Genomic DNA, 11090 nt, shown 5'->3' on the forward strand with positions numbered 1-11090 from the left:
GCGCACCGGGACGGGTCAGGACGCGCGGTCGACCGTGAGGTCGCGCGCGGCGGCGTACTGCGCCCGCACCTGCGGCTCGGCCGGGGCGCTGACGACCTCGGCGTCGGACGCCGCGGACCACGACGGCGCGGCCGGCGCGCCGGACAGGACCCAGGCCGCCTGGCGGGCGGCGCCGTCGGCGACGTACTCGCCCGGTGTGGGCACGTGCACGTCGAGGCCGAAGACGGTGGGCGCGAGGCGGCGGACCGCCTCGGACTGCGCGCCGCCGCCGATGAGGAACAGGCGCTCGACGGGCACGCCGACGTCCTTCAGGGCGTCGATGCCGTCCGCGAGGGAGCAGAGCATGCCCTCGACGGCGGCACGTGCCAGGTGGGCCGGCGTGGTGTTGCCGAGGCGCATGCCGTGCAGCGCGCCGGTGGCGTCGGGCTTGTTCGGCGTGCGCTCGCCCTCGAGGTAGGGGACGTGCACGAGCCCGTCGGCGCCGGCGGGCGCGGACAGCGCGAGCTCGGAGAGCCCGGCGTGGTCGACGCCGAGGATGCGCCGGGCGGCGTCGAGCACGCGCGAGGCGTTCAGGGTGCAGGCGAGCGGCAGGTAGGCGCCGGTCGCGTCGGCGAAGCCGGTGACGAGGCCGGAGCCGTCGGCCGTCGGCGCCGTCGCGACGGCCGACACGACGCCGGACGTCCCGATGGACACGGCCACGTCGCCGGGCTGGAGCCCGAGCGCGAGGGCGGCGCCCGCGTTGTCGCCGGCGCCGGGGCCGAGCAGCGCGCCGCTCGCGAGCGTGGGGCCGGTCTGGCGCGGGCCGAGCACGCGCGGGAGGCGCGGCGTCGCGCCGAACGCGCGCTCGAGCAGGTCGAGGCGGTAGTCCTCCGTGAACGGGGACCAGTAGCCGGTGCCCGACGCGTCGGACCGGTCGGTGACGAGGCCGTCCCAGCCGACGGCGGCGAGCCCGCCCGCGAGCTTCCAGGTCAGCCAGTCGTGGGGGAGCGCGACGGCGGCGACGCGCGCGGCGTTCTCCGGCTCCGCGTCGCGCAGCCAGCGCAGCTTCGTCACGGTGAGGGACGCGACGGGGACGGAGCCGATCGCGGACGCCCACGCCTGCGCACCCGCGGCGACGTCGCCGTCGCCGAGCTCGGTGACGAGGTCGCGCGCGGCACCGGCCGAGCGCGTGTCGTTCCACAGCAGCGCGTCGCGGACGACCTCGCCGTCCGCGTCGAGCGCGACCATGCCGTGCTGCTGCCCGCCGACGGCCACCGCGGCGACGTCGTCGAGGCCGCCGGCCTGCGCCACGGCCTCCTGCAGCGCGTCCCACCAGGCCGCGGGTGCGACCTCGGTGCCGTCGGGGTGCGACGCGCGGCCCTGCCGCACGAGCGCGCCGGTCTCCGCGTCGCGCACCACCACCTTGCACGACTGCGTGGACGAGTCCACACCTGCCACGAGCGTCATCGCCTGTGCTCCTTCAGCGAGCTGGCCCGCGGGCGTCGGCCGCGGGTCGGGTGTCCGGGCGGGGGAGGGGAGGGGCTGCCGCGTCGCCCGGACGGGACGCAGGGGCCGGGACGGCGGACGCCCGCCGGGCGCCCCGGTTCTCACCAGGGCGTCCCGGCGGGCGCGCCGGACGTGCGGTCGGTCAGCCGCGCGCGCCGAGCGCGTGCTCGAGCGCGAGCTGGTTGAGGCGCACGAAGCCGAAGCCGTGGGCGCCCACCTCGTCGGCGTCGAAGTCCTCGAACGCGGAGCGGTCGGCGAGCAGGTCCGCGATCGTCTCGCCCTCGGAGAGCGTCGGCTCGGCGAGGGAGAAGACGCCGGCGGCCTCGAGGGCCTCCTGGACCTCGGGGTCGGCGCGGAACGCCTGCGCGCGCTCCTTGAGCAGGATGTACGTGGACATGTTCGCCGCCGCCGAGTCCCACACGCCCTGGAAGTCCTCGGTGCGCGAGGGCTTGTAGTCGAAGTGGATCGGCCCCTCGTAGCGGGGGCCGCCGCTCGGGAAGCCGTTCTCGAGCAGGTCGACCGTGGCGAACGCCGAGAACAGGTCGCCGTGGCCGAACACGAGGTCCTGGTCGTACTTGATGGACCGCTGGCCGTTGAGGTCGATGTGGAAGAGCTTGCCCTGCCACAGCGCCTGCGCGATGCCGGTGGTGAAGTTCAGGCCGGCCATCTGCTCGTGCCCGACCTCGGGGTTGAGGCCGACGATGTCGCCGTTCTCCAGCGTGGAGATGAGGCCGAGCGCGTGCCCGATCGTCGGCAGGAGGATGTCGCCGCGGGGCTCGTTCGGCTTGGGCTCGAGCGCGATGCGCAGGCCGTAGCCCTTCTCCTTGATGTACGCGGCGACGGTGTCGATGCCCTCGGCGTAGCGGTCGTGCGCGGCCTTGAGGTCCTTGGCCGAGTCGTACTCGGCGCCCTCGCGGCCGCCCCACATGACGAACGTGTCGGCGCCGAGGTCGGCGGCCAGGTCGACGTTGCGCAGGATCTTGCGCAGGCCGAAGCGGCGCACGCGGCGGTCGTTCGACGTGAAGCCGCCGTCCTTGAAGACCGGGTGGCTGAACGTGTTGGTGGTGACCATCTCGACCGTGATGCCGGTCTCGGCCAGGGCGCCCTTGAAGCGCTCGAGGATCTTGTCGCGCTCGGCGTCCGAGGAGCCGAACGGCACGACGTCGTCGTCGTGGAAGGTCACGTGCGCGGCGCCGAGCTCGGCGAGCTTGTGGACCGACTCGACCGGGTCGAGCCACGGCCGCGTGTTGGAGCCGAACTGGTCCTGGGCGTTCCATCCGACGGTCCAGAGACCGAAGGAGAACTTGTCTTCCGGGGTGGGCTTGCGAACCATGGCACATCTCCACGTCGAGCGGGCGGGGGCGCCGGGCAGGACCGCCCGACGGATTTGTTCTCGGCATGAATTTATCCACGGATCTCGGCTAGGGTCAACCCATGGCCGCGGCACACGACGACGTCGACGCCGGCCCCCGCACGCGCAACGGCCGCGCCGCCGAGCGCGTGCCGGACCCCGTCCGCGCGCGCCGGCAGGAGCACCTGCGCGAGCACAACCTCTCGGTCGCGCTCGGGTGCGTCGTCGACGCCACCGCGCCCCCGTCCCGCGCGCAGATCGCCGCCGCGACCGGGCTCGCGCGCGGCACGGTCACCGGCCTCGTGGACGTCCTCATCGAGGCCGGGCTCGTGCGCGAGCTCGACCCGGTGGCGGCGCCGCGCGCCGGCCGCCCCGCCGTGCCGCTCGTGCCCGTGCCGGGCCGCATCGCCGGCGTCGGCATGGAGGTCAACGTCGACTACCTGGGCGTGCGCGCCGTCGACCTCGCGGGCGGCGTCGTCGTCGAGCGTGTCGAGCAGGACGACCTGCGCGGCGCCGACGCGGGCGAGGTGCTCGACCGGCTGTCGGCCCTCGCGGGGCCCGTGCTCGCGGGGCTGCAGGCCGACGGCGTCCGCGTCGCCGGCACCGCGCTCGCCCTGCCGGGCCTCGTCGACCGCGTCACCGGCCCGCTGCGCGTCGCGCCGAACCTCGGCTGGCGGGACGTCGACGTCGTCGCGCGGCTCGCCGCCGACCCCGTGCTCGCGTCGTTCCCGCCGCGCCTCGCGAACGAGGCCAACCTGGCCGCCCGCGCCGAGGCGCACGCCCGCCGCGGCGCGGGCGCGCCGTCGTTCCTGTACGTGTCCGGCGAGGTCGGCGTCGGCGGCGCGCTCGTGCTGGACGGCGAGATCTTCCTCGGCCGGCACGGCTGGAGCGGCGAGATCGGCCACGTCGTCGTCGACGGGTCCGCGCCCGGCGGGCCGGCGACGCTGGAGCGCCTCGCCGGGCAGGACGCCATCGCCGCGGCCGCGGGACTGCCCGCGGGCAGCCGGTTCGCCGAGCTGCTCGCCGCGGTGGGCGCCGACGACCCGACGGCGGTCGCGGCCGTGCACGACGCCGCCCGGTGGCTCGGCCTGGCGCTGGCCACGGTCGCGAACGTCGTCGACGTCGGCGCCGTCGTGCTGGGCGGCACGTTCGGGCAGCTGTACCCGCACGTCGAGGGGGCCGTGCGCGACGCCCTCGACGCGCACGTCATCTTCGCGCCGTGGTCCTCGCTCGAGGTGTCGCGCGCACGCGCCGGCGCCTACCCCGCGATGACCGGCGGCGCCCTCGCGGTCCTCCGCCAGGTCGTCGCGGAGCCGTCCCTCTGGCTCACCCCGTCCTGACCGCCGGCCCCCACCCGCCGACATCCACCCACGGGCCCCACCCGCCGGCCCACCCCCACCCACCCACCGACCCGCACCGCCCGCCGAGGTCGCCGGTCCGGTGGCGAGGTCGCCTGCCCGCACCGCCGACCTCGCCACCGAGCAGGCGACCTCGCGAGGGTCCGAGGGAGGTGGCCGGTGCGGCGGCGGCGTCGGACCGCGAGCGGGGGATACCGACGGGTCGTCCCGCCGGTGCGCGTGGACGTGCGGGGGCGGGGGTGGGCGCGCGTCCGTAGGGTCTGCCCCGTGGACGACCTCACGACGCTGCCCGAGCCCGCGACCGACGCCGAGACCCTCGCGCACGGCACCGTCCCCCTGTGGGTCGGCACGTACCCGCACGCGGGCATCGGCACGCCGTCGGGGCTCGGCGAGGGCCTCTGGTGCGTCGACCTCGACCCGGCCACGGGCCTGCTCGACCGGCCGCGGCTCGTCGTCGAGGCGCCCGCGCCGTCGTTCGTCGCCGCCCACCCGTCGGGCCGGGTCGTGTACGCGGTGGCGGAGGACGACCCGGGCACGGTGACGGCGTTCGCGGTCGGCGACGACGGCGGGCTGACCGCGGCGGCCACCGTCGCGGTGGGCGGCGCGCACCCGTGCCACCTGCTCGTCGCCGACGACGCCCTGTACGCGGCCTGCTACTCCGACGGCGTCCTCGCGGTGCTGCCCCTGGCGCCGGACGGCACGTTCGCCCCCGAGGTGCTCGCCGCCGGCGCGCCCGCGCAGACGTTCGGCCACACCGGCTCGGGCCCCGTCACCGACCGGCAGGAGGGCTCGCATGCGCACTTCGTCGCGCTGACGCCGGACGGCCGTCACGTCGTCGTCTCCGACCTGGGCACCGACGAGCTGCGCCGGTACGTGCGCGCGGCCGACGGCACGCTCACCGCGGACGGCGTCGCCGCGACCCTCTCGCCCGGCACGGGCCCCCGGCACGTGGCGTTCGCGCCCGACGCCCGGCACCTGTACGTCGTCGGCGAGCTCGACGCGGCGGTGCACGTGCTCGACTGGGACGCCGCGTCGGCGTCGGGCACCCCGATCGCCTCGGTGCCCGCCGTCGCGCCCGGGCGCGCGGGCGACGCGACGCCCTCGCCGTCGCACGTCCTGCTCGAGGGCGACCGCCTCGTGCTGGGCGTGCGCGGCGTCGACGTCGTGACGACCTACCCGGTCGCCGCCGACGGCGCCCTCGGCGCCCCGGTGTCGGTGCCGCTCGGCGGCCGCACGCCGCGGCACCTCGACGTCGTCGCCGACTGGACCGTCGTCGCGCTGCAGGAGTCGCACGCGGTCGTCGTCCTCGACCACGACGGCACGGAGGTCGGCCGGGCGGAGGTCCCGTCGCCGGCGTGCGTGGTCCGCGTCCGCTGACGGCACGCCCCGGTGGCCCCGCCCCGGCGCCACCGCACCCGGACGGCTGTCCGGTTCGTCGGTCGTGACCGAATCGTGACGAAAGCGTACTGACACGTCAGTAAGTCTTTGTGGTCGACTGCGGGAGTCGCGGGTGACGTGACCGGGCAGCGTGGCGCGGTCGCCGACGTCGCCGCGCGGCGCGGCCGGGCGGGGGGTCCGGTCGCCCACGGCCGTCACGAAGGAGTGACCCGGTGCCCGTACCGTCGTCGTCCCGTCCCGCCCGCCCGTCCGCCGTCCCGTCCGCCGGCCCGTCCGCTCAGCGCGCCCGCCGCACGGCCCGTCCGGCACCGCCCGGTGGACGCCCGCCGGGCGCGCCCCCGGCCCGGCTCACCGCGACCGCGGCGGCCCTCGCCCTCCTGGCGCCGCTCGCGCTCGTCGCGGCGGCCGCACCGGCGGCGGCCGCGCCCACCACCGATCTCGCCCGCGTCGGCACCGCCACGGCGGACCGCGCGCAGGACGACGTCGACGGGCGCTTCCCGGCCGACCTCGCGGTGGACGGCGACCCGGCCACGCGCTGGGCGAGCGGCAACGGGCCCGACGAGGACGTCGAGTTCACCGCCGCGTTCGCGGTCGACCTCGGCACCACCGCCGCGGTCGAGCGGGTGTCGCTCGCGTGGGAGGCCGCGTTCGCGGCCCGGTACGAGGTGCAGGTCGCGACCGGCGACCCGGCCGACCCGGCCGCGTGGACCACCGTGCACACGCAGGAGGCCGGCGACGGCGGCACGGACGAGATCGCCCTCGCCGAGCCGGTCGACGCCCGGCACGTGCGGGTGCAGATGCTCGAGCGCACGTCGTTCGACTGGGACCCCGCACGGCCGCACTGGTACGGCTACTCGCTGTTCGCCCTGGAGGTGTACGGCACGCCCGCGCAGCCCGTCGCGGCGCTCGGCCGCACGGCCGTCACGGTGCCGGCGGGCGGCACGGCGAGCGTCCCGGTGCTGCTCAACGCGCCGGCGGCGGACGAGGTCTCGGTGCGCGTGCGCTCGACCGGCGGCACGGCCGCGGCGGGCACGGACTACACGGCCGTCGACGAGCGCGTGACGTTCGCGCCCGGCGAGACCAGCGCGACGGTGGACGTCGCGACGGTCGACCGCGGCCCGCTCGCGCCCGTGGGCACGGTCGGGCTGACGCTCGACGAGCCGTCCGACGGCCTCGTCCTCGGCGGCCGCACGGCCGCGACCGTGACGATCACGCCGCACGGCAGCCTGCCGGACGTCGGCGCGACGAGCGTCCTGGAGGACTTCACGGGCGGCGTGCCCGGCGCCTACCTCGCGTGGGGCAGCCGCCCCGAGGTCACACCCGCGCTCACCACGGCGTCCGGCGCGCGCGCGGGTGCGGCCGACGACGCGGTGCTCGTCGCGACCGTCGGCGGCGAGCCCGGCGACGGCGACTGGTTCGGCTTCACGCACGACCTGCAGGCGACCGACTGGTCCGCCCACGACGGCTTCACGTTCTGGTTCCTCGGCACGGGCGGCGGCGGCACGCTGCGCTACGAGCTCAAGAGCGGCGGGCAGCTCTTCGAGACGTCCGTCGTCGACGACGCCGAGGGCTGGCGCCGCGTGTCGGTGCCGTTCGCGTCGCTGCGGCTCAAGGGCGACCCGGCGTCCGACGCGCGCTTCGACCCGACCGGCGCGACCGGCTGGGCGATCACGCTCACCGACCTCGGGGCGGGGGAGTGGCGGTTCGACGACCTCGCGCTGTACGACCGGCTGACGATCCTCGAGGACGTCGAGGGCGACGTCCCGATCGCCGAGCCGGGCAGCCAGGTCGGCCTGTTCACGTGGGGCTCGGACGGCGCGCAGGTGTCGCTCGAGGTGCAGGAGCAGGACCGCGAGGGCGCACCCGCCGGCAACCACGTCCTCGGCGGCGAGTACCTCATCCCCGGCGGCGGCTGGGGCGGGTTCTCGCAGAACCTCGCCGCGCCGCAGGACTGGAGCTCCTACGAGGGCATCCGCCTGCTCTGGTACGCGTCGCAGGAGACGCGGCCCGCGTCGCCGACGGCCGGCGCCGACATCAAGGTCGAGCTCAAGGACGGCGGCCCGGACGGCGAGCACTCCGAGGTCTGGGCGGCGACGTTCCGGGACACGTGGTCGCCCGACGGCAGCCGGTGGAACCTGGTCGAGATCCCGTTCTCGGCCTTCACGCTCTCCGGCTACCAGCCCGGTGACGAGGCCACGCGCAACGGCGTGCTCGACCTGACGTCGTCGTGGGGCTACGCGATCACGTTCGTGCCCGGCGTGGCCGAGCCCGAGGGCTGGGCGCTGGACGACGTCGGCCTGTACGGCGCGGCGGTCCCGCCGGCGACGGCGCAGGTCGTCGCCGACCCGGGCGTCGTGCTCGTCGACCCGGGCGACACGGCCGAGGTCACGCTGCGCCTGACGACGACCGACGGCGCCCCGCTGCCCGCGGACGTCACGGTCACGTGGGAGGACGTCCCCGGCACGGCCGTGCGCGGCACGCACTACACCGCGCCGACGGGGTCCGCGACGTTCGCCGCGGGCACCGCGTCCGGCACCACGGCGACCGTCGAGGTCACCACGCTCGCGACGGCCGCTCAGGACGACGCGCGCTCCTTCGCGCTGCGCCTCGCCGCGGACGGCGCGGCGGTCGGGGACGACGTGCGCGTCGTGCTCAACGCGGTCGGCGCGCCCTACCTGGACGCGTCGCGGCCGACGGCCGAGCGCGTCGAGGACCTCCTGGACCGCATGACGCTCGCCGAGAAGGTCGGCCAGATGACGCAGGCCGAGCGGCTCGGTCTGCGCTCGCCGACCCAGATCGCCGAGCTGGGCCTCGGGTCCGTGCTCTCCGGCGGCGGCTCCGTGCCGCGGCCCAACACGGCGGCCGGCTGGGCCGACATGGTCGACGGGTTCCAGCGCGAGGCCCTGAGCACCCGCCTGCAGATCCCGCTCGTGTACGGCGTCGACGCCGTGCACGGCCACAACAACGTCGTCGGGGCGACGATCTTCCCGCACAACCAGGGCCTGGGCGCGACGCGCGACCGCGACCTCGTCGAGGCGGCCGCGCGCGCCACCGCCGTGGAGGTGCGGGCGACCGGCGTGCCGTGGACGTTCGCGCCGTGCCTGTGCGTCACGCGCGACGAGCGGTGGGGCCGGTCGTACGAGGCGTTCGGCGAGGACCCCGCGCTCGTGGCGGCCATGGCGGCACCGGCGGTCGAGGGCCTGCAGGGCACCGACCCGGCGGACATGTCGGGGCCGGAACGCGTGCTCGCGACCGCGAAGCACTGGGTCGGGGACGGCGGCACGCAGTACGAGCCGTCGCAGGCCGGGTCGGGCTACCCGATCGACCAGGGCGTCACGCACGTCGCGGACCTCGAGGAGCTGCGGCGCGTCCACGTCGACCCGTACCTGCCGGCCCTCGCGGCGGGCGTCGGCTCGATCATGCCGTCGTACTCGGCCGTCGCGGTCGCGGGCGGCGAGCCGCTGCGCATGCACGAGCACCGCGAGCTCAACACCGACCTGCTGAAGGGCGAGCTCGGCTTCGACGGCTTCCTCATCAGCGACTGGGAGGGCATCGACAAGCTCCCGGGCGGCACGTACCGCGAGAAGGCGGTGCGCGCGGTGAACGCGGGGCTCGACATGGCCATGGCGCCGTACAACTTCGCGACGTTCGTCGAGGCGCTCACGGGCGCCGTGCAGGACGGCGACGTCGAGCAGGCGCGCGTGGACGACGCGGTCCGCCGGATCCTCGGGCAGAAGTTCGCGCTCGGGCTGTTCGACGAGCCGTTCGCGGACCGGTCGCGGGCCGACGCGGTCGGCGGCGCCGAGCACCGGGCGATCGCCCGCGAGGCGGTCGCGGAGTCGCAGGTGCTGCTCAAGGACGCGGGCGGCGTGCTGCCGCTGGCCCGGGACGCGCACCTGTACGTCGCGGGCTCGAACGCCGACGACCTGGGCCACCAGTCCGGCGGCTGGACGATCCAGTGGCAGGGCGCCTCGGGCGACATCACCGAGGGCACCACGGTGCTCGAGGGCATCCGCGCGGCCGCGCCGGGCGCCACGGTGACGCACTCGCCCGACGCCTCGGCGCCGCTCGACGGGGCCGACGTGGGCGTCGTCGTGGTGGGCGAGCCGCCGTACGCGGAGGGCGTCGGCGACGTCGGCAACAACGGGCGGAGCCTGGAGCTGCCGGCGGCGGACCGCGCGGCGATCGAGCGGGTCTGCGGCGCGGTCGAGTGCGTCGTGCTCGTCGTCGCCGGGCGCCCGCAGCTGGTCACCGACCAGCTCGAGGGGATCGACGCGCTCGTCGCGTCCTGGCTCCCGGGCACCGAGGGCGCCGGCGTGGCCGACGTCCTGTTCGGCGACCGGCCGTTCACGGGCCGGCTGCCGGTCTCGTGGCCGGCGTCCGCGGACCAGGTGCCCGTGAACGTGGGCGACGAGGAGTACGACCCGCTGTTCGCGTACGGCTGGGGCCTGCGCACCGACGCGCCGCGCGCGCGGCTGGTGGCGACGCTCGACCGGCTGCCGGCCGGCGAGGGCCGCGACGCCGTGCAGGCGGTGCTCGACGCCCCGGTGTGGGACGGCGACGCGCTCGCCCCGGACGCGCTCGGCACGGCGGTCCCGCTGCTGGCGACCGCGGCCGACGCGCTCGGCGGCACGGACCGCGACGTCACCCCGGCCGCCGACGCGGTCGTCTCGGTGGTGCGGGACCTCGCGCAGGCGGCCGTCGTCGCCGGCACCGCGCCGGCCGACGCCGACGCCCGCACGGCCGACGCGGAGCACGCGCTCCTCGCGGGCCGCCCCGGCGAGGCCCTCGAGGCGCTCGCCGCGGTGGCGGGCGTGCCGACGACGGCTCCCGTCGGGTCGACGACGAGGCTGCGCCTGTCGGCGTGGGCGACGACGTTCGGCCGCGCCGTGACGGCCGACGTCACGGTCCGCGCGGACGGCGCCCCGGCACCCACCGGCCAGGTCGAGCTCCGGGTCGACGGCGAGCCGGTCGGCACCGCGACGCTGCGCCCGGCCGGCGACGGGCGGTCCACGGCCCGCACGACGCTGCCGGCCGACCTCGCGGTCGGCACGCACGACGTGGTCGCCGTCTTCGCGGGCACGGCGGAGACGGACCCGCCGGTGCGCGGCAGCGAGTCGGCCGGCGCGCGGCTGACGGTCGTGCGGGCGCTGCCGCAGGTGCGCACGGACGGGACCGACTGGACCGTCCGGGCGCGCGACGCCAAGCAGGTGCAGGTGCAGGTCCGCGGGGTCGCGGGGGTGACGCCCACCGGGGCCGTGGACGTGTGGGTCAACGGCCGCACGGCGGGGACGGCGACGCTCGACGCCGCCGGCCGCGCGGTGGTCGACCTGCCGCGCTCCACGCGCACGTCGCTCGTCGTCGTGACCTACCGCGGCGACGGCACGTACCTGCCCTGGGTGTCCGCACCGCGGGTGCTCCTGGTGCGCTGACGCCGGACGAACCGGTCCGCACCGGGGCAGCCCGGGCCGGCGGCGGCCGTCGCCACGTGCGACGGC

Annotated in this window: 5 protein-coding genes; 3 read left to right on the plus strand and 2 right to left on the minus strand. The window is 77.0% G+C overall.

What is annotated here, in order from left to right; genetic code table 11:
• Positions 1 to 15 precede the first annotated feature (15 nt).
• Together ACFUMH_RS16690 and xylA are read right to left on the minus strand one after the other, a co-directional pair.
• A complete protein-coding gene (locus ACFUMH_RS16690) occupies positions 16 to 1446 on the minus strand; it encodes a xylulokinase (RefSeq protein ID WP_378208179.1) in 1431 nt (476 codons plus the stop codon).
• Positions 1447 to 1627: 181 nt separating this feature from the next.
• The gene (xylA, locus tag ACFUMH_RS16695; RefSeq protein WP_378208183.1) at positions 1628 to 2818 is read right to left on the minus strand and encodes a xylose isomerase; all 1191 of its coding nucleotides are present in this window, start codon (positions 2816 to 2818) and stop codon (positions 1628 to 1630) included.
• 101 nt (positions 2819 to 2919) lie between these two features.
• Between xylA and ACFUMH_RS16700 the strand changes: the two genes are divergently transcribed.
• The 3 genes from ACFUMH_RS16700 (at position 2920) to ACFUMH_RS16710 (ending at position 11024) form a co-directional block, all read left to right on the plus strand.
• Complete coding sequence (locus tag ACFUMH_RS16700; protein WP_378208185.1) at positions 2920 to 4176, plus strand: ROK family protein; 1257 nt, start codon at positions 2920 to 2922, stop codon at positions 4174 to 4176.
• 285 nt (positions 4177 to 4461) lie between these two features.
• Complete coding sequence (locus ACFUMH_RS16705; RefSeq protein ID WP_378208188.1) at positions 4462 to 5571, plus strand: lactonase family protein; 1110 nt, start codon at positions 4462 to 4464, stop codon at positions 5569 to 5571.
• Between the two features lie 233 nt (positions 5572 to 5804).
• The gene (locus ACFUMH_RS16710; protein WP_378208192.1) at positions 5805 to 11024 is read left to right on the plus strand and encodes a glycoside hydrolase family 3 N-terminal domain-containing protein; all 5220 of its coding nucleotides are present in this window, start codon (positions 5805 to 5807) and stop codon (positions 11022 to 11024) included.
• The last annotated feature ends 66 nt before the right edge of the window (positions 11025 to 11090 follow it).

The sequence above is a fragment of the Cellulomonas sp. NPDC057328 genome (assembly GCF_042667215.1).
Classification (GTDB): Bacteria; Actinomycetota; Actinomycetes; order Actinomycetales; family Cellulomonadaceae; genus Cellulomonas.